18 protein-coding genes and 1 pseudogene are annotated in these 22,285 nt (G+C 70.6%); 8 read left to right on the forward strand and 11 right to left on the reverse strand.

Features of this window, described 5'->3' with window-relative positions; genetic code table 11:
* The first annotated feature begins 7 nt into the window (after positions 1–7).
* Positions 8–589, forward strand: coding sequence for a TetR/AcrR family transcriptional regulator (locus tag STRAU_RS02005; protein ID WP_016638539.1), 582 nt, complete (start codon positions 8–10; stop codon positions 587–589).
* A gap of 19 nt (positions 590–608) precedes the next feature.
* Here STRAU_RS02005 and STRAU_RS02010 read toward each other — a convergent pair whose 3' ends face one another.
* Complete coding sequence (locus STRAU_RS02010) at positions 609–2,453, reverse strand: alpha-L-fucosidase (protein ID WP_016638540.1); 1,845 nt, start codon at positions 2,451–2,453, stop codon at positions 609–611.
* 250 nt (positions 2,454–2,703) lie between these two features.
* On the opposite strand from STRAU_RS02010, the gene STRAU_RS02015 reads away from it, so the two are divergent.
* Both STRAU_RS02015 and STRAU_RS02020 read left to right on the forward strand, forming a co-directional pair.
* The gene (locus STRAU_RS02015; RefSeq protein WP_158691995.1) at positions 2,704–3,300 is read left to right on the forward strand and encodes a hypothetical protein; all 597 of its coding nucleotides are present in this window, start codon (positions 2,704–2,706) and stop codon (positions 3,298–3,300) included.
* A gap of 159 nt (positions 3,301–3,459) precedes the next feature.
* Positions 3,460–5,727 (forward strand): alpha-N-acetylglucosaminidase, encoded by a 2,268-nt coding sequence (locus STRAU_RS02020; RefSeq protein WP_016638542.1) that lies wholly within the window; start codon positions 3,460–3,462, stop codon positions 5,725–5,727.
* An 89-nt stretch (positions 5,728–5,816) separates the two neighbouring features.
* Here the strand turns inward: STRAU_RS02020 and STRAU_RS02025 are convergent, their stop codons facing one another.
* On the reverse strand, positions 5,817–6,461 hold the full coding sequence (locus tag STRAU_RS02025) for a DUF4360 domain-containing protein (RefSeq protein WP_016638543.1): 645 nt from the start codon (positions 6,459–6,461) through the stop codon (positions 5,817–5,819).
* A 353-nt stretch (positions 6,462–6,814) separates the two neighbouring features.
* Between STRAU_RS02025 and STRAU_RS02030 the strand changes: the two genes are divergently transcribed.
* Positions 6,815–7,684: a chitosanase gene (locus STRAU_RS02030; protein ID WP_016638544.1), complete on the forward strand. Its 870-nt coding sequence runs from the start codon at positions 6,815–6,817 to the stop codon at positions 7,682–7,684.
* 60 nt (positions 7,685–7,744) lie between these two features.
* Here STRAU_RS02030 and STRAU_RS42170 read toward each other — a convergent pair whose 3' ends face one another.
* Positions 7,745–7,891: a hypothetical protein gene (locus tag STRAU_RS42170; RefSeq protein ID WP_016638545.1), complete on the reverse strand. Its 147-nt coding sequence runs from the start codon at positions 7,889–7,891 to the stop codon at positions 7,745–7,747.
* A gap of 266 nt (positions 7,892–8,157) precedes the next feature.
* On the opposite strand from STRAU_RS42170, the gene STRAU_RS02035 reads away from it, so the two are divergent.
* Positions 8,158–11,106 (forward strand): helix-turn-helix domain-containing protein, encoded by a 2,949-nt coding sequence (locus tag STRAU_RS02035; protein WP_016638546.1) that lies wholly within the window; start codon positions 8,158–8,160, stop codon positions 11,104–11,106.
* A gap of 66 nt (positions 11,107–11,172) precedes the next feature.
* On the opposite strand, the gene STRAU_RS02040 is transcribed toward STRAU_RS02035, so the two are convergent.
* The 8 genes and pseudogenes from STRAU_RS02040 to STRAU_RS02075 all read right to left on the reverse strand — a co-directional run bounded on the left by STRAU_RS02040 (position 11,173) and on the right by STRAU_RS02075 (position 18,535).
* Complete coding sequence (locus STRAU_RS02040; protein ID WP_016638547.1) at positions 11,173–12,639, reverse strand: nucleobase:cation symporter-2 family protein; 1,467 nt, start codon at positions 12,637–12,639, stop codon at positions 11,173–11,175.
* 230 nt (positions 12,640–12,869) lie between these two features.
* Complete coding sequence (locus tag STRAU_RS02045; protein WP_016638548.1) at positions 12,870–14,270, reverse strand: 8-oxoguanine deaminase; 1,401 nt, start codon at positions 14,268–14,270, stop codon at positions 12,870–12,872.
* A gap of 45 nt (positions 14,271–14,315) precedes the next feature.
* Positions 14,316–15,750: pseudogene (locus tag STRAU_RS02050) on the reverse strand (nucleobase:cation symporter-2 family protein).
* Positions 15,751–15,811: 61 nt separating this feature from the next.
* Positions 15,812–16,744, reverse strand: coding sequence for a factor-independent urate hydroxylase (pucL, locus tag STRAU_RS02055; protein WP_016638550.1), 933 nt, complete (start codon positions 16,742–16,744; stop codon positions 15,812–15,814).
* A gap of 5 nt (positions 16,745–16,749) precedes the next feature.
* Complete coding sequence (gene uraH / locus STRAU_RS02060) at positions 16,750–17,166, reverse strand: hydroxyisourate hydrolase (RefSeq protein WP_016638551.1); 417 nt, start codon at positions 17,164–17,166, stop codon at positions 16,750–16,752.
* Positions 17,163–17,702 carry a 2-oxo-4-hydroxy-4-carboxy-5-ureidoimidazoline decarboxylase gene (gene uraD, locus STRAU_RS02065; RefSeq protein WP_016638552.1) on the reverse strand — a complete coding sequence of 180 codons (540 nt, stop codon included), beginning with the start codon at positions 17,700–17,702 and terminating at the stop codon, positions 17,163–17,165. The genes uraH and uraD overlap by 4 nt, the downstream gene beginning before the upstream one ends.
* 180 nt (positions 17,703–17,882) lie before the next feature.
* Complete coding sequence (locus STRAU_RS02070; RefSeq protein WP_016638555.1) at positions 17,883–18,260, reverse strand: helix-turn-helix domain-containing protein; 378 nt, start codon at positions 18,258–18,260, stop codon at positions 17,883–17,885.
* A complete protein-coding gene (locus tag STRAU_RS02075) occupies positions 18,257–18,535 on the reverse strand; it encodes a thiamine-binding protein (protein ID WP_037657089.1) in 279 nt (92 codons plus the stop codon). The genes STRAU_RS02070 and STRAU_RS02075 overlap by 4 nt, the downstream gene beginning before the upstream one ends.
* Positions 18,536–18,680: 145 nt before the next feature.
* Between STRAU_RS02075 and STRAU_RS02080 the strand changes: the two genes are divergently transcribed.
* The 3 genes from STRAU_RS02080 (at position 18,681) to STRAU_RS02090 (ending at position 22,110) form a co-directional block, all read left to right on the forward strand.
* A complete protein-coding gene (locus STRAU_RS02080; protein ID WP_016638554.1) occupies positions 18,681–19,499 on the forward strand; it encodes a TIM barrel protein in 819 nt (272 codons plus the stop codon).
* Between the two features lie 47 nt (positions 19,500–19,546).
* The gene (locus STRAU_RS02085) at positions 19,547–20,437 is read left to right on the forward strand and encodes a 2-hydroxy-3-oxopropionate reductase (protein WP_016638556.1); all 891 of its coding nucleotides are present in this window, start codon (positions 19,547–19,549) and stop codon (positions 20,435–20,437) included.
* A gap of 215 nt (positions 20,438–20,652) precedes the next feature.
* Positions 20,653–22,110, forward strand: coding sequence for a catalase (locus tag STRAU_RS02090; RefSeq protein WP_016638557.1), 1,458 nt, complete (start codon positions 20,653–20,655; stop codon positions 22,108–22,110).
* Positions 22,111–22,285 lie beyond the last annotated feature (175 nt).

Consider the following 22,285-nt stretch of genomic DNA (forward strand, 5'->3'; position numbering starts at 1 on the left):
TGCCGTCATGGCCAGGCCACGACAGTTCGACGAGGACCGCGTCATCACCGCGGCCATGGACACCTTCTGGCGCCATGGGTACGAGGGCACGTCCACCCGGGACCTGTGCGACAGCACCGGGCTCGGCCCTTCGAGCCTCTACAACACCTTCGGCGGCAAGCGCGAGCTGTATCTGCGCGCCCTGGGGCGGTACTACGAGACGGTCACCGCCGAGCAGATCGCGCGCCTGAACGAGCCCGGCTCCGCGAAGGAGCGGCTGCGCGCCATGATGCTGCACTCCCTCGACAGCGACCTCGACGACGCCGAGGGGCGGCGCGGCTGCTTCGCCATGAACGCCGCCGCCGAGGTCGCCGCCCTCGACCCGGACGTCAAGCGCGCCGTGCGGCGCTGCTTCGACCGGGTCGAGGACGAGCTGTGCGCGGTCGTGGGGGCGGGCCAGGATGCGGGGGAGATCGCGTCGGGACGCGACGCCCGCACCCTGGCCCGCCAGGTACAGAGCACGTACTACGGCCTGCGCGTGCTGAGCCGGGTCCAGGACGACCGGAAGGCTCTCCTGGCGACCGTGGACAGCGCGCTCGCGGACCTCTAGTCCGACTAAATAGAGCGTTCTACCGCGCGAACAGTTGGGTGCGGGGGACGACCTGTTGGGGCTGGTTCGGGCTGGACCACAGCAGCTTCATGTGCGCCTCGCCGGTGTTCTCCGCGTAGTCGATGCGGATGCTGTGGCGTTTTCCGGCCGTCAGCGCCACCTGCGCCTTGTCGATCTTCGGCTCGTGCGGGTTCCACGAGTCGATGACGAGCTTGCCGTCGATCCACACGCGGACGACGTCGTCCGAGACCGTCGTGAGCGTGTACGTCTCGCTGTGCCGCGGCTCGATGGAGCCCGACCAGCGGACGCCGAAGCGGTCGGAGGGGATCGACGCGTCCGGTGAACCCTGGAACTTCCAGGCGTGGTTGACCGCCGGGTCGACCCGGGTGAGCTTCGGGGCTCCGCTCAGTTCCGCGTTGTCGAAGATCTCCTGCTTGAGGCCCTTGCCGGTGCCGGGGCGGGCCGCGCGGCCGGGGTCCACGGTCAGTTCGATGACGGTGGCGGTGGGGTTGGTCGCGGCGCCGGACGGCGTGATGTCGTAGCCGTCACCCGCCTTGGTGACCGTCACCTTCTGCGAACTGCCAAGGACGCGGGCCGACTTGACGGCGAAGTCCGTGCGCGCCGTGAGGTGCAGGGACCGACCCGCGCCCGGCCACTGCGTGACCGCCGCGTACAGCTTGTTTCCCTTGCGGCTCACCGCGCCCCACTTCGGCTCCTCGACGAGGCCGCCGTAGCGCGCGCCGTACACCGCCTCGCCCTGGCCCGCCGTGCGCAGCCAGGTGCCCATCTCCTTGAGGCGGTCGACGGACGGCTGCGGGATGCGGCCGCGCGCGTCGGGTCCCACGTTCAGGAGGTAGTTGCCGCTGCGGGACGTGGTCGCGAGGAGGTTGCGTACGAGCGTCCGGCTCGACTTCCAGTTCTGGTCGTAGCGGGCGAAGCCCCAGTGGTCGTTGAGCGTCATGCAGGACTCCCAGAGCTGGCCGTCGACCGGCGCGTCCGGGATCTCCTGCTCGGGCGTGCCGTAGTCGCCGTCGACGACGCGGCGCTTGCCGACCCGGTTATTGATGACGAGGTCCGGGTCCAGGCCGCGCAGATACGACTCCAGGCGCTCGCCGTCCCTCGCGGTCCACGGGTTGTGCGGGTCCTCGGTGTCCCACTCGCCGTCGAACCAGAGCAGCGCCGGGTCATAGGTGTCGACCAGCTCCTTGAGCTGCGCGTACATGCGCTTCTCGTACTTCGGGAAGGTGGCCGGGTCGGGGAAGTCCGGGTCGTGCCAGTCCCAGATCGAGTAGTAGAAGCCGAGCTTGATGCCCGCGTCGTCGGACGCCGTCTTCAGCTCGGCGAGGATGTCGCGGTTCTTGTCGAAGGACGAGTGGTCGCGCAGGTTGTAGGAGTTCACCTTCGTCGGCCACATCGCGTAGCCCTCGTGGTGCTTGGACGTGATGACGATGTACTTCATCCCGGCGTCCTTGGCGGCCCGCACGACCGCCTTCGCGTCGAAGTCGGCCGGGTCGAAGCTCCGCGCCTGCTTCTCGTACTCCGCGGCGGGGATCTTGCACTCGCGCTTGATCCACTCGGCGTTCCGGCAGACCGAGCCGTCGGGGCGCTTGTACTCGCCCTCCAGGTTCGAGTAGGCGCCGAAGTGGATGAACATGCCGAAGCGGTCCTGGCGGAACCAGTTGGCGCGGTCGGCGGTGAAGGGATCGTCGGTGGCGTGGTCGGTGCCGGGGCCCCCGGCCGGCCGGGGCGGGGCGGGGGCGAGGGCGGGGGTACCTTCCGCGGGTGCGGCGACCGCGAGGGGCACGGCGGCGGCCGCGAGCGCGGCACTGAGGAGCAAGGCGAGTCCGGTGACTCTTCGTCGCATGAGCGGCTCCTGTTCGTTGACGGAACGCTCGGGAACGTAGAAGCGGATACATCGGATGTCAATGGGGGGAACGAGGGCTTCCTCGGGCCCAGTTGGGACGTACGACGCCCTCTGGTCCGATGAATTCCGGTGGTCCTTGGTGCACTCGAACTAATCCCAGGAACATGTTTGGCCACTCTGGATCTCGCGATCAGGCGTGTGGCAGGCTCCTCCAAGTCCCCCCACCACAACCGGAATTCAGGACATCTCTGTGCGCCGAATACCTGCCGTTGCCACCTGCGCCGCCGCCGTGCTCGCCCTCGCGCTCACCGGATGCGGAGGTGACGACAACGACAAGAAGCGCGACAAGGGCGCGTCGGGTTCCACCGGGTCCGTGCAGGAGCCCGCCAAGGACGACGGCGAGAAGGCCGGCGCCAAGAAGACCGCGTCGCCCACCCCGAGCCGTACGAAGAAGCCGAAGGCGACCGCCTCCCCCACCCCGGCGCGCACCAGCACGCCGACCGCGGCCGCCACCCCCACCAAGCCGCGCACCAGCGCGCCCGCCGTGCCCCCGAAGAAGACCACGCGCCCCGCCACCGGGCCGCAGTCCGTGCAGGGCACCTGGTACCACGTGACGCGCGGCTCGGGCGGGCGGTTGATCGTCCTGACCGTCAACGGCACCTCGATGGACATGCGCTCCGGCACCAAGTCGTGCCCGGGGACCATCACGTCCGCCATGGAGATCCGCGCGACCTGCATGGGCGAGGTCGGCACCGGCAAGGCCACGCTCAGCGGCGGGCAGCTCACGTTCGCCTGGCCCGGCCAGGGCGGCAACGACTACTTCCGGCGGACGCAGCCGCCCGCCTGAGCGGGACACCCGGGCGAACGGCGTCCGGCCGGAGAGTGAAGGGGCAGCCAACCTCCGGCCCGAGGGTTACGGAACGGGGCGGCGGCGGGCAAGAGTCACCTCGGTACGACACGAGTCACCCGGTCCGCACCGCGCCCGCCCCGACCCCCGGAGCCCCGCATGCCGCACCCGCCCCGCCGCCGCACCGTCCTGACCGCGCTCGCCGGTACGGCCGGCGCCGCAGCCATGGCCTGTTCGCCCGCGTCGTCGCAGGGCTCCCCGGGCCCGGGCGCGGGGACGGCGGTGCGCACGCGTACCGGGACCGGGCCCGCCGCGGCGGCCCGCGCGGCCGCACGGCGGCTGCTCCCCCGGCACTGGGAACAGATCACGTTCAGGACCGAGGAGGGCGAGCCGGGTGCCGGGGACGCCTTCCGGGTGTCCGGGAAGCGCGGGCACGTCGTCGTGTCCGGGCCCACCGCCGCCGTCCAGCTCACCGGCCTGAACCACTATCTGAAGCACACCGCGCACGCCTCGATCACCTGGGCGGGCGACCAGACCGACCTCCCGGCGACGCTGCCCGCCCCGGGCGCCCCCGTCACCAGACGCGCCAACGTCCCGCACCGCTTCGTCCTCAACGACACCAACGACGGCTATACGAACGCCTACGCCGACTGGGACTACTGGGAGCGCGAACTCGACGTACTCGCCCTGCACGGCTACAACGAAGTCCTCGTGTACTCCGGTGCCGACGCCCTCTACCACCGGCTCTTCCAGGAATTCGGGTACGGCGACGAGGAGTTGCGGGCCTGGGTGCCGGGGCCCGCGCACCAGCCGTGGTGGCTGCTGCAGAACATGTCGTCCTTCCCGCACCCCGTGTCACGGCAGTTGCTCGCGAAACGCGCCCGCCTCGGCCGCCGCATCGCCGACCGGGCGCGCGAGCTCGGCATGACGCCGGTCCTGCCCGGCTACTTCGGCACCGTCCCGGCGGGTTTCGCGGACCGCAATCCGGGGGCGCGGACCGTGCCGCAGGGCGACTGGGTCGGGTTCGCCCGGCCGGACTGGCTGGATCCGCGCACGGACCTGTTCGCCCGGGTGGCGGCGGCCTTCTACCGGACGCAGGACGAGCTGTTCGGTCCTTCGACGCTGTACAAGATGGATCTGCTGCACGAGGGCGGCAAGCCCGGTGACGTGCCGGTCGCGGCCGCCGCGAAGGGCGTGGAGAAGGCCCTTCAGGCGGCACACCCCGGCGCGGTCTGGGTGATCCTCGGCTGGCAGCACAACCCGCCGAAGGCCCTCACCGACGCCGTCGACAAGTCCCGCATGCTCGTCGTCGACGGGCTCTCCGACCGCTTCCCCACCGTCACCGACCGCGAGTCCGACTGGGGCTCCACGCCGTACACCTTCGGTTCGATCTGGAACTTCGGCGGGCACACCGTCCTCGGCGCGAACACCCCGGACTGGGCCGAGCTGTACGAGAAGTGGCGCACCAAGGACGGCAGCACCCTGCGCGGCATCGCGCTGATGCCGGAGGCCGCCGACAACAATCCGGCCGCCTTCGCGCTTTTCTCCGAACTGCCTTGGCTGGACGGCGACTTGGACGGCGAGTTGGACCTGAAGAAGTGGTTCGCCGCATGGTCGGTGAGCCGTTACGGAGCTGCCGATCCGCACGCCCGGGCCGCCTGGGACGTGCTGCGCCGCACCGCGTACGGCACGACCCGCGCCGACAAGTGGGCCGAGGGAGCCGACGGTCTCTTCGGCGCGCGTCCGGGGCTCGCGGTGACGTCGGCGGCCTCCTGGTCACCGAAGGCGCTGCGGTACGAGGCGGCGGACTTCGAGCCCGCCCTGGACGAACTCCTGCTGGTACGGCGGGAGTTGCGGGGGTCGTCCGCGTACCGTCGCGATCTGCTCGACGTGGCCCGGCAGGCCCTGTCCAACCGCAGCCGGGTCCTGCTGCCGCGGATCAAGGAGGCGTACGACCGGCGGGACACCGCCCGTTTCGACGCGCTCACCCGCACCTGGCTCGGCCTGCTCGACCTCCTCGACCGGCTCGTGGCCACCGACGGCCGGCATCTGCTCGGCCGCTGGGTGGCCGACGCCCGCGACTGGGGGGCCGACGCCCGCGAACGGGACCAACTCGCCTATGACCAGCTGTCGTTGGTGACGGTGTGGGGCACCCGCGCCGGGGCCGACAAGGGTCTGAAGGACTACGCGAACCGGGAGTGGGCGGGGCTGGTCGGCGGGCTCTACCGGCTGCGCTGGAAGACGTACTTCACCGAGCTGCGCGCGGCCCTCGACGAGGGCCGCGACCCGAAGGACCTCAAGGAGACCGACTGGTTCGCCCTGGAGGACCGCTGGGCCCGCGATCCGGGCCGCCTCGCGGTCCGGCCCACCGGGGACACGTACACGATCGCGAAGCAGGTACGCGACGAACTCGCCGCGTCCCGCTGACGTGCCGCGCCCGCGGACGGCTCGCGCACAAGTGCGCCGCGGGCGCGGCCCCCTCACCAGAATCGAATCAGTGCCTCACCGAGGGCCGGTCAGTTCGGGCACTCCTTCCACTTCACGCGGTAGATGGTGCTGATGGCCCCGTCCGTGGAGTCCATCGTCATGAAGCTGGTCTTGGTGCGGTCCGAGGTGCCGACGTCGACGCGCAGCTCGGTGTTGACGTTGAAGTTGCGCTTCTTGCCGCAGGGCGCCCAGACGAGCTGGGTGACCTCGGTCTCGTCGGTGGCCTGCCAGTTGTCGGCGATCGGCCCCGAGAAGGAGTGCGACTTGCTCCCGGTGTCCGGGGAGCCCTGGAAGTAGTACGACGCCTTCTCGGTGCCCTTGGCGCCGCGCTCGAGCGAGGCGAAGCCGCGGTAGTCGGCGCTCGCGATCGCGTAGGTGAAGCCGTGCGGGACGTGCACGATCAGGCTGAGCTGGCAGTTCTTGCGGAACGCCGTCGGCGAGGACGTGCCGCCCGCCTGGGCGAGGTAGTCGCTGTAGGTGACGGTGAAGGCGGTGTTGTCCTCCGAGACGGCCACGGCTGCGGTGCCTCTGGGGCAGCCGGATCCGTTCACGGTGGCAATTTCGATCACTATCTTGTCCGGCGGAGGATCACTGATCCCCGATGGATCGGCGGCGGGAAGCCCCGCGCCGATCAGGGCGGCGAGAGCGCCACCGGCCAGCAGTGCAACGGACATGGTTCTCCCATTCATTGCTTCGGCTCACGACGGCAGACGTGCAGAGCGGACCGCCGTGAGGTGGGGGTTGGAGCTGTGCTGGGAGGAACTGACTCAGCCCTCGCGCGGGGGCCGAGCGGCCTGCGCGCGATGAGCGGAGGCTGAGGGTGTTGGGATAGTACGGACCAACGTGAGCAGCGACTAGGGCGATGTCCGGCCATGTACCGGTTCCGCCGCGCGACCCGTGGGGCCGACGGGGAGACACGCCGCGCCGTACCGAGCCGTGCTTGACGGGTATACGTCACCCCCAAACTCTGGTAGGAAACCTTCCTAACAGATAGCGGAACGCTGAACTCCCCCACCTGGAGGCCCCGTTGCACGCCCATCGCACCCCCCACCGTCGCACCCCGCGACGTGCTGTCATCGGCCTCGTCGGCGCCGCCCTGGTCGCCGGACCGCTCGCCCTGACCCAGGTCGCCGGCGCCGCCCCGGCACCCGTGGCCGCGGACACCGCCCCCGCGCGCTCCGCCGCCCCCGGTCTCGACGACCCGGCGAAGAAGGAGATCGCCATGAAGCTGGTCTCCAGCGCGGAGAACTCCTCATTGGACTGGAAGGCGCAGTACAAGTACATCGAGGACATAGGCGACGGCCGCGGCTACACCGCGGGCATCATCGGCTTCTGTTCCGGCACCGGCGACATGCTCGATCTCGTCGAGCTGTACGCGAAGCGCAAGCCCGGCAACGTACTCGCGAAGTACCTGCCCGCGCTGCGCGAGGTGGACGGCTCCGACTCGCACGAGGGCCTGGACCCCAACTACACCAAGGACTGGGCGAAGGCCGCCAAGGACCCGGTGTTCCAGCAGGCCCAGAACGACGAGCGCGACCGCGTCTACTTCGACCCCGCGGTCAAGCGGGGCAAGGCCGACGGCATCGGCACGCTCGGGCAGTTCGCGTACTACGACGCGATCGTCATGCACGGCGACGGCGGCGACAGGACGAGCTTCACCAACATCCGCAAGCGCGCCCTCACCAAGGCCAAGCCCCCGGCGCAGGGCGGCGACGAGGTCACGTACCTGCACGCGTTCCTGGACGCGCGGGTGTGGGCGATGAAGCAGGAGCAGGCCCACGAGGACACCAGCCGCGTGGACACCGCGCAGCGCGTGTTCCTCAACAAGAAGAACCTGAGCCTGAACCCGCCGCTGGACTGGAAGGTGTACGGGGAGTCGTTCCACATCGCCCGCTGACCGCTGTTGCGCCCGAGGCTCACGGCGGACGAATCCGCCGCGAGCCTCGGGCGCACCGGCTCAGGAACCCGCGGGCGGGGCGGGTCGCTCGCGGCGGGTCCGTCGGGCGTCCCGGGAGATCCGCCACACCGCGTACATCAGACGCGCGAGCCGCAGCGCGTTCAGGGCGTCTTCGCCGTGCTCCACGGCGAACTCCACGATCAGCATGGCCCGTTCCCTTCGACCGGCCCCCGCGGGGCCCCGCTTCGAACGGCGGTCCGCCGTCCCGTGGCATCTGGATACGAGCGGGAACCGGGTGGCCTGAAGCGGCCGCGGACACCCGCCGGACGGGCCCCGGACAAGAGCGCGCGGACCTGCGGACGGACGGCGTGTCCGGGTGTCCGGATCCGGACGGTCCCGGACATCCGCGGACACCCTCCGGCTGTCCGACCCAGCACGTACTCTCGGTCGGGTCGTGGCACACGGAGGGGCGCATGAAAGACCTGAAGCCGGTCGACCCGCGGGCACCCGAGGACATGCGGATATTGGCCGAGCGGCTCCGGCTGCGGCTCGACAGGGCGGGCTTCACCGGGGTACGGGACGTCTCCGGATCCTGCGACCTGAGCCGCAGCACGATCTCCGAGGCCCTGAGCGGTTCCCGGACGCCGACGTGGAACACCGTCTCGAAGCTGCTCAGGTGCTGCCGGATCCCACCGGACGCGGACTGGCGGCGGCTGCAGGAGCGGGCCAAGGCGGCCGACACGGAGTGGCGGCGGCTGACCCGCGCCGGGCACGCGGCCGCCGACCCGACACCGCTCCCGCCCGCCGTGCCGGTGGCCGGGTCCCGGAGCCCGCAGCTGCCGGGCACCTTCACCGTGCGTGCCCCGTACGGCGAACTGCCGCCCCGGGTAAGGGGCCGCGACGAGCTGATGGCCGGACTGCGGCACGCGCTGACCGCGGACCGCGACCGGATCCAGGTGCTGCACGGAGTCGGCGGCTGCGGCAAGACCACCGTGGCGCTGGGGCTCGCCCGGCTCGCGAAGGACCTCGGGTACCAGGTCTTCTGGCTCTCGGCCGCGACGCAGGACAGCCTCGTCACCGGGATGCGCCAGGTCGCACGCGTCCTCGCCGTCCCCGAGCCGCAGATCGAGGACGCCTGGGCGGGGAAGTCCAGCGCGATGGACCTGGTCTGGCGCGCCCTGGACGCCGCCGAGCAGCCCTGGCTGCTGGTGGTCGACAACGTCGACGAGCCGGACCGCACGGCGTCCCGGTACGGCTCACCCGGTGACGGAACGGGCTGGATCCGCCCCGGCGGAGCCGGGCTCACCGTCGTCACCACCCGGATCGGCAACCCGTCCGTGTGGGGCGGCGAGGCCACCTGCCGTCCGGTCGGCGTGCTCTCCCCCGACGACGGGGCCGAGGTGTTGGTCGACTTCGCGGGCAACGCCGGCCCGATGGAGGACGCGCGGGCGCTGGCGAGCCGCCTGGGCGGGATGCCCCTGGCACTCAAGCTCGCCGGCTCCTATCTGGCCCGGGCGGGGCGCGGCGCGGGGCTGCTGCGCAGACACGCCACCGGCGAGGCCCAGCTGCGGGACTTCGCGGGGTACGCGCGCGAACTCGACCGGCTCGGCACGGGGCTGCTGGACCGCGGGGCGGGCGGCGCGCCCGAGGCCGCGGCAGGACCGGACGGTGAGCAGCGACGCTATCGAAGGCTGATCAGCAGCACGTGGGAGATCAGCCTCGATCTGCTGGCCGAGCAGGGCCTCCCGGAGGCGCGGCTCCTCATGCGGCTGATCTCCTGCTTCGCACACGCCCCGCTCCCCGCGTTCCTGCTCGACCTGGATGTGCTGGAGAAGTCGGGCCTGTTCCCGGAGACCGCCCGCGCGGACCGCTGCGAAACGGCGCTCGAAGGACTCGTCGACCTGGGGCTGCTGAGCGTCGAGGACATCACGTTCGGCAGGAACGGTGACGTCGACGAACAGGCCACGGAGATCCTCCCGTGCCTGACGGTGCACCCGCTGGTCCTCGAAGCGAACGCGCTGCGCGTCCAGGAGTCGACCGGCCCCGAACGCGAGCGGCTCTGGCGGGCCGCGGCTGCCGTGGCCCAGTTCGTCTCGCACATCGACCCGCGCGCCCCCGAGATGTGGAAGATCTGGAAACTGGTCCTGCCCCACATCGAAGCGGGCGTCCGAGCCGTGCCGAGCGCGGAGGTCGAGGCCCTCGCCGTGTTCCTGTGGGCCGGGCGGAACGCGCGTTCCTACGCCGTGGTGTCCAACAGCCGTGACACCAGGCGGATGCTGGACCTGCTGCTCAAGGAGCGGACAGAGGACCTCCCCGACGGGCACCCGGCCGAGGAATTCATCCGGCGCACCCTCGCCGAGGGTGTCGAACCCACCCGTGAGGCGTATCTGTCGACGCGCGCCGAGGCCGGTGAGGAGGCCCCCGTCACCCTGTCGGCGCGGGCGGCCTGGGCCCACGAACTGTGGCGCGCCGAGCGGCTGGACGAGGCGGAGCGGGAGTACCACGCGGTCCTCGACGTGCTGCGCCACGCGGACGTCGGCCTGGGCGGCGCCATGACCATCCATGCCGAGTACGTGCAGGTGCTCGCCGAAGCGGGCAAGACCGAGGCCGCGCAGACCGAGGCCCGGGCGCTGCTTGCCGACTTGTCGGCGGGGCACGAGGACGGCGACGACGTGGCGGTGCGCCATCACGTGGGCCACGCGCTGGAGAAGGCCGGGCTGCTGCCGGAGGCCGAGCGGGCGCACCGCGACCAGCTGGCCGAGCTGGAGAAGGCGGGCGAGCAGGACTCGGTCCTGTATCTGGACACCTCGTACCTGCTCTGCGGCAACCTGACGCGTCAGGAGCGCCGGGCGGAGGCCCTCGCGGTCGTCGACGAACTGCTGGAGCGATACCTGTCGGTGCCGGAGCCGCTCAGCGCGGTGGGCCGCAACGTGGTGAAGCTCTACCAGCAGCGGGCCCAACTCCTCGTCGAGGCAGGGCGGTTCGCGGAGGCCACGGCCGATATGGAGTGCGTCCTGAAGGGGCTCCTGGCCCACTTGCCGCCCCTTCACTCCTTGGTGATCGGCACGCGCTTCCGTCTCGTCCGCACGCTCCTGGAGTGCGGGCGGCCCGACGCGGCCGTCGACGAACTGGACACGCTGGACGCCACGCTGGACGCGCCGGGTCCCGGCGGGGAGGACCCCGAGCGGCACCGGCACGCCTCCCTGCTGTGGCGGGCCCGCGCCGCGTGCGTGGGAGGTTCCTGCGCGACCGCTGTCACGACGTACGAGCAACTGCTCGCGACGGTCGGCCGGGACAGCCGGGTCGCGGGCATGGCACGTGAGGAGGCGGAGGCGTGCCGTGCCTCACTGGCCCGGCGGCCGGACGAGGACGGGGACGAGGACGGGGACGAGGACGGGGACAGCCCCTCGCGCGAGAACTGACCGCGGGAGGGGCCGCCGGTGGGCGCCGAGGGGGACGCGGCCTCGTGAGGGGCCGCCGGGGGTGGCTCAGTGGGCCGCGGCCTGCTTCGGCACCCGGGTCTCCGAGATCTCGCCGCCCGGTTCCATCGGCGCCGTCACCTCGTCGGCCTCGCCGCCCCTGCCGGTGTGGTTGAACAGCAGGTTCAGGACGACCGCGGCGACGCAGCCGGTGGAGATGCCCGAGTCCAGGATGATCTTCGCGGTCTCCGGGAACGCGTGGTAGAACTCCGGCGCGGAGATCGGGATCAGGCCGACGGCCAGCGACACGGCGACGATCAGGACGTTGTTGTCCTTCTCCAGGCCCGCCTTGACCAAGGTCTGGATGCCGCTGGCGGCGACCGAGCCGAACAGGACGACGCCCGCGCCGCCGAGCACCGGGCGCGGCACCACCGCGATGAGCGAGGCCGCCATCGGGCACAGGCCCATCAGGACCAGGAAGCCGCCGCCGGTGGCGACGACGTACCGGGAGCGGATCTTCGTCATCGCGACCAGGCCGATGTTCTGCGCGAACGCGCTGCACATGAAGCCGTTGAAGAGCGGGCTGACGGCGGAGCCGAGGGTGTCGGCGCGCAGGCCCGCGGCGATGGTCTTCTCGTCTGCGGGGCGGTCCACGATCTCGCCGAGGGCGAGCATGTCGGCCGTCGACTCGGTCATGGAGACGACCATGACGACGCACAGCGAGACGATCGCGGCGGCGGCGAACTGCGGGGCGCCGAAGTGGAACGGCGTGGGGAAGCCGACCACGTCCGCGTCGGCGACCGGCCCGAAGTCCGTGACGTCGAACGGGATCGCCACCAGCGTGCCGATGACCAGGCCGAGCAGGACCGCGATCTGCTTCACGAAGCCGCGCGTGAAGCGGCGCAGGAGGAGCACGATCACGAGCGTGGCGCCCGCGAGGGACAGGTACTTGGTCGAGCCGTAGTCGCCGGCCGCCGGGTTCGGGCCCTGCATCCAGCCGAAGGCCACCGGCATCAGGGAGATGCCGATGAGGGTGATGACCGTGCCCGTCACGACGGGCGGGAAGAAGCGGACCATCTTCGAGAAGAACGGCGCCGCGATGAAGCCGAGCAGACCCGCGACGATCACCGCGCCGAAGATGATCGGCAGCGCGTCGTCCTTGTCCTTCGTCGAGTCGACGACGGCGAGCATGGGCGCGACACCGGCGAAGGTGACGCCGTTGACGAACGGCAGGCGCGCGCCGATCTTCCAGATGCCGAGCGTCTGGAGGAACGTCGCGAGACCGGCGGTGAACAGACACGCGCCGGTGAGGAAGGTGAGTTCCTTCGCCGACAGGCCGACGGCCGCGCCGACGATGAGCGGCGGCGCGACGACGCCCGCGTACATGGCGGCGACGTGCTGAAGGCCCGTGGTGGCCATCTTCAGCGGTGGCAGCTTCTCGTCGACGGGATGGAGCGTGCCCTCGGGGGGCGGTGCCCCTTCGGGATCGGGGGTGGGGGTGGTGCCTTGCTTGGTGAACCTGGGCTTGGACGCCACTGCGGCTCCTCCGGTTGTTTTCCTGTGCCGGCCGCCGGCCGGCACGCGCTTCTGGGAGGTGGTGCGTGATGCAAGGACTTGCTCGGTATGCGGTTGTTGAAGCGCCCAGGTAGTACTGACCGCCCCGGCAACGTGAAGCTTTGGGCCACGTTCCGGGGCGGCACTCGAGCAGCCCGCTCGGCTGCTCGAGTCCGGTCGGGGGCCGTCCCCCCCGACCGGAGATCCAGGGGTCAGCTCTCGGCGGGGATGCGCGCCAGTCGCTGCGCCTCGTCCCGCGTGACGCGGGCGATGGCGTCCTCGTCGACGTGCAGCAGTCGTCCGTTCTCGACGACGGGCTCACCGTTCACGAGGGAGAGGGTCACCGGCGCGGCCGCGCCGAAGACGATGGCGGTGACCGGGTCGGCGATCGAGGAGTGTCCGATGCCGTCGATCTTCCAGAGGACCAGGTCGGCGAGCTTGCCGGCCTCCAGCGAGCCGATCTGGCCCGCGCGGCCCAGGACTTGGGCTCCTCCGTACGTCCCCAGGCGCAGGGCCTGACGGGCGTTCAGGGCGGCTTCCTTGTGGGCGCCCAGGCGGTTGATGAGGAGAGCGTTGCGCAGTTCGGTGTGCAGTTCGCCGGACTCGTTGGACGCGGTGCCGTCCACGCCGAGGCCGACGGGCACGCCCGCCGCGAGCATGTCGGGGACGCGGGCGATGCCCGCGGCGAGCCGCGCGTTGGAGGAGGGGCAGTGCGCGACGCCGGTGCCGGTGCGCGCGAACGCCTCGATGTCGGAGTCGTTCATGTGGACGCAGTGCGCCATCCACACGTCCTCACCGAGCCAGCCGGTCGACGCGAAGTAGTCGGTCGGGCCCAGGCCGAACAGCTCGTGGCAGAACTTCTCCTCCTCCACGGTCTCACTGCCGTGGGTGTGCAGGCGTACGCCGAGGCGGCGCGCCAACTCGGCGCCCTGCTTCATGAGTTCGGTGGACACGGAGAACGGCGAGCAGGGGGCGACCGCCACCTGCGTCATGGCGTCGAAGGACGCGTCGTGGTGCTTCTTGACGGTCTCCTCGGTCGCGGCGAGCGCGCCTTCCAGGGTCTCGACGGCGAAGTCCGGGGGCAGGCCGCCGTCCTTCTCGCTGCGGTCCATGGAGCCGCGCGCCAGGGTGAAGCGCACGCCCATCTCGCGGGCCGCTCCGATGATGGCGCCGGACAGGTCGCCGGAGCCCTTCGGGTAGACGTAGTGGTGGTCCATGGCGGTGGTGACGCCGCCGCGGGCCATCATGCCGAGGGAGCCCTGCGCGGCGGCGCGGACCATCGGCTCGTCGATGCGCGCCCACGTCGGGTACAGCGCCACCAGCCAGTTGAACAGGTTGTGGTCGGTGGCCAGGCCGCGGGTGATCCACTGGTAGAAGTGGTGGTGCGTGTTCACCAGGCCGGGGGTGACCAGGTGGCCGGTGCCGTCGACGCGGCGCCCGACGTTCTCCAGGCCCTCGGGAGCCTTCCCCGCGCCGATCGACTCGATCTTGTTGCCCGCGACGACGACGTACCCCGAGGCGTACTCGGTGTCGTTGGCGTCCACGGTCGCGATGGCGCAGTTCTCGATGACGATGCGCGCTGCGGCGCCTTCGGGGTTTGCCGATGCAGCCATGGTGCTTCCCTTTCCTGCGAGTGGCGATGTGGGCACGGCATGACCCTAGGAAGATTTGAGTGCCGGGGCCGCGTTCTGGGCGCTGCCACGGGTGCCGAGATGGTGGAAGAACAGGTTGAGCGAGACCGCGACGAGCGCGCCCGCGCTGATGCCGGAGCCGAGCACGGTCTGGGCCCACGCGGGGAAGTCCGCGTAGAAGGTGGGCGCGGCGAGCGGAATGATGCCCGCTCCGAGCGACACGGCCACCAGGACGATGTTGGAGCTGTCGTCCAGGCCCGCCTCGGAGAGCGTACGGATGCCGCTGACCGCGATGGAGCCGAAGAGGACGATGCCCGCGCCGCCGAGCACCGGCATGGGTACGAGGCTGACGACCGCGCCCAGCATGGGGAAGGCGCCGAGCACGATGAGCGCGCCGCCCGCGACGGCGACGACATAGCGGCTGCGTACCCGCGTCAGGGAGACGACGCCGACGTTCTGCGCGAAGGCGGAGGTGGGGAAGCCGCCGAAGACCGGTCCGACGAGGGTGGCGATGCCGTCGGTGCGCAGGCCGCGCGTGATGGTCCTGCCGTCCGTCCTGCGTTCGCAGATCTCGCCGAGGGCGAGCATGCCGGCGCTGGACTCGGTCATCAGGACGAGCATCACGATGCACAGGGACAGGATCGCGGCGGGCTGGAACTCGGGGGCGCCGAAGGCGAAGGGCTCGGGGACGGCGGCGACGGGCGCGGACCTCAGGGCGGCGAAGTCGGCCAGGCCGAACGGGATCGCGGCGAGCGTGCCGATGAACAGGCCCATGAGCAGGGCGACTTGCTTGAGGAAGCCGCGTCCGAAGCGCTGGAAGAGCAGGATCACGACGAGCGTGAAGGCGGCGAGCGCGAGGAAGCGCATGTCGCCGAAGTCGGCGGCTTCCTTGTCGCCGCCCTGCGCCCAGGTGACGGGCACGGGCATCAGCGTCACGCCGATGAGGGTGATGACGACGCCGGTGACGAGCGGCGGGAAGAAGCGCAGGAGCCGGCCGAAGAAGGGGCCGACGGCGAGGCAGAAGACGCCCGCGACCATCACCGCGCCGTAGATGGCGGGGAGTTGGTGTCCCGTCGCACTGTTCTCGGCGATGGCGAGGATGGGCGCGATGCCCGCGGAGGAGGCGGCGTTCACGAACGGCAGGCGGTTGCCCACGAAGCCCTTGACGCCGAGGGTCTGGAGGAGGGTGGCGAGGCCGGCGATCAGCAGGCTCGCGGCGATGAGCCGGGTCCGGGCGGCGGTGTCGAGGCCGACGGCCTGACCGATGATGAGCGGAGGGGTGACGACGCCCGCGTACATGGCCGGCGATGTGCTGGACGACGCCCGCGTACATGGCGGCGATGTGCTGGAGCGCGGCGGGGACGAGCCGCGAGGGGCGGAGCTTCTCGTCCACCGGGTGGCACTCGTCCACCGGGTGACAGGCGGGAGTCGACGTCCCGTCGGGTATTGCGGGCTGTGCCATAGCTGTCGTTCCCTCCGGTGTGGCGCGCCCCGGCGTCAGGTGCCGGGGCGCGCGTCCCGCGTCAGAGGTTGGTCATGTCGACCGGGATCCTCGCCTCGGCGCCGTCGCGCAGGATGGTGGCCTCGATGAGGCCGTAGGGACGGTCGGCGGCGTAGTAGACCGCGCCGTCCTTCGCCTCGTTGTCGAGGCCGCAGAAGGACAGGTCCTGGCGGAAGTGGTGCTTGTTCGGGGCGGAGAAGCGGATCTCGTCCACCTCGCTGCGGTTGTTGATCACCCGCGAACCCATTTGGTACAGCGTCTGCTGCAGCGACAGGGAGTACGTCTCCACGAAGGCTTGCAGGATGTGCTTCTTGGCCTGCTCGTAGGACTTCTCCCAGTTCGGCATGCGCTGCTCGTCACTGGTCCAGTTGTGCCGCCACCACGTCGACAGGGAGGTCGCCAGGATGCGGTCGTAGTCCTCCTTGAGCGTCGTGTACTTGTCCTTGATGTAGCCCCAGAACTCGGAGTTCGTGGAGTTCATCACGGTCAGGTCCTTCAGGCCGCTCAGGACCTCGAAGTGCCGGCCGTCGTAGGTGATCTGGGCGAGCCGTGTCTCCTGGCCCTTGCGCACGAAGGAGTGCTTGACCTCGTCGGCGCCGATGAACTGCGAGTTGGCGTCGGAGGCGGCGATGCGCTCCCAGGCGTACTCCTCGATGCGGATGCGCGCCCGGTGGATCGAGGGCTGGCTGTCCACGAAGTGCCGCGCGAGGTGGATGCCGTACTGCTCGGCGGACTCGATGCCGTGCTCCTTGGCGAACGCGAAGCAGGTGTTCTTCGTGGTGTCCGTCGGCAGGCAGTTGGCGTTCGAGCCGCTGTAGTGCACGTCGTCCAGGTCGCCGGAGAGGGCGACGGAGACGTTCAGGTCCTTGATGTGATGGGTGTCGCCGTCCCGCGTGATCTTGACGACCCGGTTCTCAGCCTTGCCGTACTGGTTCTGTCCCAGAATGGTGGGCATCTTCGCTAGCTCCCTCGGTAAACGGAGTAGCCGAACGGGTTGAGCAGCAGCGGTACGTGGTAGTGCTCGCCCGGTACGACGGCGAAGGTGATCGCCACCTCGGGGAAGAACACTCCGTTCGCACCGCTGTCCCGATTCGCGGGGGCGTCCTGCTGCGCCTCGGCTTGCTTTTCTTGCGGCTTCAGGAAGTACGGCTCGACGGCGAAGTCGAGACGTACGTGGGTGGTGCCCGCCGGCAGCGCCGGCAGGTCCTTGCAGCGCCCGTCCGCGTCGGTCTCCGAGCCGCCGAGCGCCACCCAGTCCGCGCCGTCGCCGCCGCGGGCGGCGAGCGTGACGGCGACGCCCTCGGCGGGGCGGCCGACGCTGGTGTCCAGGATGTGCGTGGACACGGAGGCCGTGCTGTCCGCGGGTTCGGTGCTCATGCGTTCTCTTCCTCTGCTTGCTCTGCGAGCTCCGCTCGCTCCGCGAGGCGGGCCAGACGGATGCGGTTGATCTTGCCGAGTTCGGTGCGGACGATCTCCCGCTCCTGCTCGGGCGAGTTGCCGATCCGGTCCCGGACCGCGTCCCGCATCTGCTCGCCGGTCCGACCGGTGGCGCAGATCAGGAAGACGTGGCCGAACTTGTCCTGGTAGGCGAGGTTGAGTTCGAGCATCTCGGTCCTGAGGTCCTCGGACGCCCCGGCCATGCCGGCCTGCTCGCGGGACGAGGTCGGGTCTCCCGGCTTCGGGCGCCCGATCGGCGGGTGCCCCGCCATCGCCTCGGCCAGATCGTCGGCGGTCAGCTCGGCCATGGCGGCGTCGCTGGCGGCGTAGAGGGCTTCGGCGGTGGTGTAGGGGCGCCGGGAGAGCAACTTCCTCCCCCAGGCCGAAGAGGCGCAGACCTCGTGGAGCGCGGTGGTGGCCGCGGCCTCCTCCAAGGCGTTGAACCGGGCGATGCCCGGCGTCGTACTCGAAGTCACGGGAGCCTCCGTGGCCTTGTGCTGGACGGGCTGCGGAACAGCTAAGACCTTCAACAACAGCGCGTCAACAGTTTGTTGAAATCATTTGAACAAAGAAGCCGTCACCCCGCGACACGGGTGACGGCTCGGCTGCGCAGCGTGACGCCGCTCGCACCCCTCCCGGGGGCGCTCCTTGTGGTGCTACTTGTCCTTCGCGGCGTTTTCCCTGTTCAGGTAGTTGTACACGGTGAATCTGGAGACCCCGAGGGCGCTCGCCACCGTCTCCACGCCGTGGCGCACGGAGAACGCGCCACGGGCCTCGAGTATCCGTACGACCTCCTGCTTGGCCTTGCGGTCGAGCTCGGCCAGGGGCTTGCCGCGCTTGCGCTCCAGGGCGAGCAGGATGTGGTCGAGGGAGTCCGCGAGCTGCGGAAGCCGAACCGCGAGCACGTCCTCGCCCTCCCACGCCAGGACCACGTCCTCCGGGCCCGCCTGGCCGGGCGGCAGTATCTCGCCGCCCATGGCGTCCACCAGCGGCTTGACCGCGGCCGCGAAGGGGTCGTCCCCGAAGGCGGTCACCGGGCGACCTCCCCCGGCGCGGTCCGCTCGCCCGGCTCCGCGATCACATTGACCTGGAGCGAGACCCGGGTGGCGCCGGCGCCGAGGGACCGGCGCAGCATCGCGTCGACGGCCGTGAGGACCGCGTCGACGTCGCCCTCGGCGGTGTTGCCGAAGGGGCCGACGTCCACGGCGTCCAGCTCCGCGTCCTGGATGACGTCCCGGGCGGCCAGGGCGTGGGGCGGCGCCTCTTCGAGGTCGAAGGGCTCGGTCGTGAACTCCACTCTCAATCGCACGGCGCCAACTTAACGCGACGCCGCGATTCCTCGGCGGCGCCTCTTGTTTTTCCGGCGGCGGCTCTTGACAGGTTCCGCGGATCGGATGCAACCTTCCATCAAGCAGAAATGAACTTCCGCAATACGGAAGGAGCGCGGAAGCCCCATGGGATACTCCGACCAGCGCTTCAATGTGAACCTGTCGATCCTCTTCACCGAGCTCCCGCTCCTGGAGCGGCCCGCGGCCGCCGCGAAGGCCGGCTTCGGCGCGGTCGAGCTGTGGTGGCCCTGGGTCGACGCCCCCACCCCCGAGCGGTCCGAGCTCGACGCCCTCAAGAAGGCGATCGAGGACGCGGGCGTGAAGCTGGTGGGCCTGAACTTCTACGCCGGACAGCTTCCGGGCCCGGACCGCGGGGCGCTGTCGATCCCCGGCGAGGAGAGCGCCAAGTTCCGCGCGAACCTCGCGGTGGCGGCGGACTTCGCCAAGGCACTGGGCTGCAAGGCGCTGAACGCCCTGTACGGCAACCGCGTCGACGGCGTGGACCCGGCGGTGCAGGACGAACTCGCCCTGGAAAACCTGGTGTTGGCCGCACGCGAGGCCGACCGGGTGGGCGCGATCCTGTTGATCGAGGCGCTCAACGCCCCCGAGTCGCCCAAGTGCCCCCTCGTGAGCGCGCCCAAGGCGATCGAGGTCGTGGACAAGGTGAACGCCGCGACGGGCCTCGGCAACGCCAAGTTCCTCATGGACCTTTACCACCTGTCCATGAACGGCGAGGACCTGCCGTCGGTCATCGAGCGGTACGCCGCCAAGACCGGGCACGTGCAGATCGCCGACAACCCCGGCCGCGGCGCCCCGGGCACCGGGTCCCTGCCCCTGGAGGAGCTGCTCGACCAGCTCCGGAGGGCGGGATACGACGGGTGGGTCGGCCTGGAGTACAAGGCGGGCGACCGCCCCAGCGCCGAGTCGTTCGGCTGGCTGTCCTGAAGAGCTGAGACAGAAACACCGAGTAACCGAGTAGGAGAGGTTCCCTCATGAGCACGCTTCCCAAGGTCGCCTGGATCGGACTCGGCATCATGGGATCGCCCATGTCCGAGAACCTGATCAAGGCGGGGTACTCCGTCACCGGCTTCACCCTGGAGCAGGACAAGCTGGAGCGGCTCCCGGCGGCCGGCGGCACCGCCGCCGCGTCGATCGCCGAGGCCGTCAGGGACGCCGACGTCATCGTGACGATGGTGCCCGCCTCGCCGCACGTCGAGGCCATCGCGTACGGCCCGGACGGCATCCTGGAGAACGCGAGGTCCGGCGCACTCCTTGTCGACATGTCGTCGATCACCCCGCAGACCTCCGTCGACCTGGCCAAGGCCGCCAAGGACAAGGGCATCCGGGTCCTGGACGCCCCGGTGTCCGGTGGCGAGGCCGGGGCCGTCGAGGCCGTCCTGTCCATCATGGTCGGCGGCGACCAGGCCGACTTCGACCAGGCCAAGCCGCTGTTCGACGCGCTCGGCAAGACCATCGTGCTGTGCGGCCCGCACGGCTCCGGCCAGACCGTGAAGGCCGCCAACCAGCTCATCGTCGCCGTCAACATCCAGGCGTGCGCCGAGGCCGTGGTCTTCCTGGAGAAGTCCGGCGTGGACCTGAAGGCGGCCCTGGACGTCCTCAACGGCGGCCTCGCCGGGTCGACCGTCCTGACCCGCAAGAAGGACAACTTCCTGAGCCGCGACTTCAAGCCGGGCTTCCGCATCGACCTGCACCACAAGGACATGGGCATCGTCACCGACGCCGCCCGCAACGTCGGCGCCGCCCTGCCCGTCGGCGCCGTGGTCGCCCAGCTCGTCGCCAGCCTGCGCGCGCAGGGCGACGGCGGCCTCGACCACTCCGCGCTGCTCCGCTCCGTCGAGCGCCTCTCCGGCGCCCAGCTCTGAGCGCGGGCCCGCACCGGGCCTGAAGCTCCCGCACGGAGCCCGAGACTTCCGGGCCGCGGCGGCGTTGACACCTGTCCTGTCGCGCCCAGACGCCGCCGCGGCCCGGAACCCCACCCTTCTCCGCAACTTCAACAAACTGTTGACGCAGCAGCTCAGGGGTCCTTACGCTCCCCATCACGTCAGCAGCCACAGCACGGAAGGCCGACCCCACCACCATGTCGCAGCGTGTGCTCACGACCGAGTCCGGCGCTCCTGTCGCCGACAACCAGAACTCCGCCACCGCCGGCGTCGGCGGCCCGCTGCTCCTCCAGGACCAGCACCTGTTGGAGAAGCTCGCCCGCTTCAACCGTGAGCGCATCCCGGAGCGCGTCGTGCACGCCCGCGGCTCGGGTGCCTACGGCTACTTCGAGGTGACCGACGACGTCACCGCGTACACCTCCGCCGCCTTCCTCGGCGAGGTCGGCAAGCGCACCGAGACCTTCCTCAGGTTCTCCACGGTGGCCGACAGCCTCGGCGGCGCGGACGCGGTCCGTGACCCGCGCGGCTTCGCCCTCAAGTTCTATACGGAAGAGGGCAATTACGACCTCGTCGGCAACAACACGCCGGTCTTCTTCATCAAGGACCCGCTGAAGTTCCCCGACTTCATCCACTCGCAGAAGCGCGACCCGTTCACGGGCAAGCAGGAGCCGGACAACGTCTGGGACTTCTGGGCGCACGCCCCCGAGGCCACGCACCAGGTGACCTGGCTGATGGGCGACCGCGGCATCCCGGCGTCGTACCGCCACATGAACGGCTACGGCTCGCACACCTACCAGTGGACCAACGCGCAGGGCGACGCCTTCTTCGTCAAGTACCACTTCAAGACGAACCAGGGCGTCCGCTCCCTGTCCTCCGAGCAGGCCGCCGAGCTCGCGGGCAAGGACCCGAACTCGCACCAGACCGACCTGCTCCAGGCCATCGAGCGCGGCGTGAACCCGTCCTGGACCCTGCACGTGCAGATCATGCCGGCGGCGGACGCGGCGAACTACCGCTTCAACCCGTTCGACCTCACCAAGGTGTGGCCGCACAGCGACTACCCGCTCCAGCGCGTGGGCCGCCTGGTCCTCGACCGCAACCCCGACAACGTCTTCGCCGAGGTCGAGCAGGCCGCGTTCTCCCCGAACAACTTCGTGCCCGGCATCGGCCCCTCGCCCGACAAGATGCTCCAGGGCCGCCTGTTCGCCTACGCCGACGCGCACCGCTACCGCCTGGGCGTCAACCACACCCAGCTCGCCGTGAACGCTCCGAAGGCGACGACCGCGGACAACTACGGCCGCGACGGCCTCATGGCGTCCAACGCCTACGGCCGCGACCGCAAGAACTACGAGCCGAACTCGTACGACGGCCCCGCCGAGACCGGCAAGCCGCTGTCGGCCCCGCTGGCCATCAACGGCCACACCGGCACGCACGAGGCTCCGGCCCACACCAAGGACGACGACTTCTTCCAGGCGGGCGAGCTGTACCGGCTGATGTCCGAGGAGGAGAAGTCCCGTCTGGTGGCGAACATCGCGGGCGGCCTGTCCCAGGTGTCGCGCGACGACGTCATCGAGAAGAACCTCGCCCACTTCCACGCCGCCGACGCCGACTACGGCAAGCGCGTGGAGGCGGCGGTCCGCGCCCTGCGCGAGGACTGAGTTCTTCGAATCCCTGACTGCGCCGGGGACTTGACGGGAGGTCAGTTTCTCGGCGCGGAGACCCGCGCCGCCGTGGACCCGGATGAGGGGTGGTCCCACGGCGGGCGGGACGACGAGGACCGCGGCGGTTCGTGCGAGCCAGTGCGGTGGTGAAGGTCTCCCGGCACCCTTTCGA

The sequence above is a fragment of the Streptomyces aurantiacus JA 4570 genome (genome assembly GCF_000414115.1).
Lineage (GTDB): Bacteria > Actinomycetota > Actinomycetes > Streptomycetales > Streptomycetaceae > Streptomyces > Streptomyces aurantiacus_A.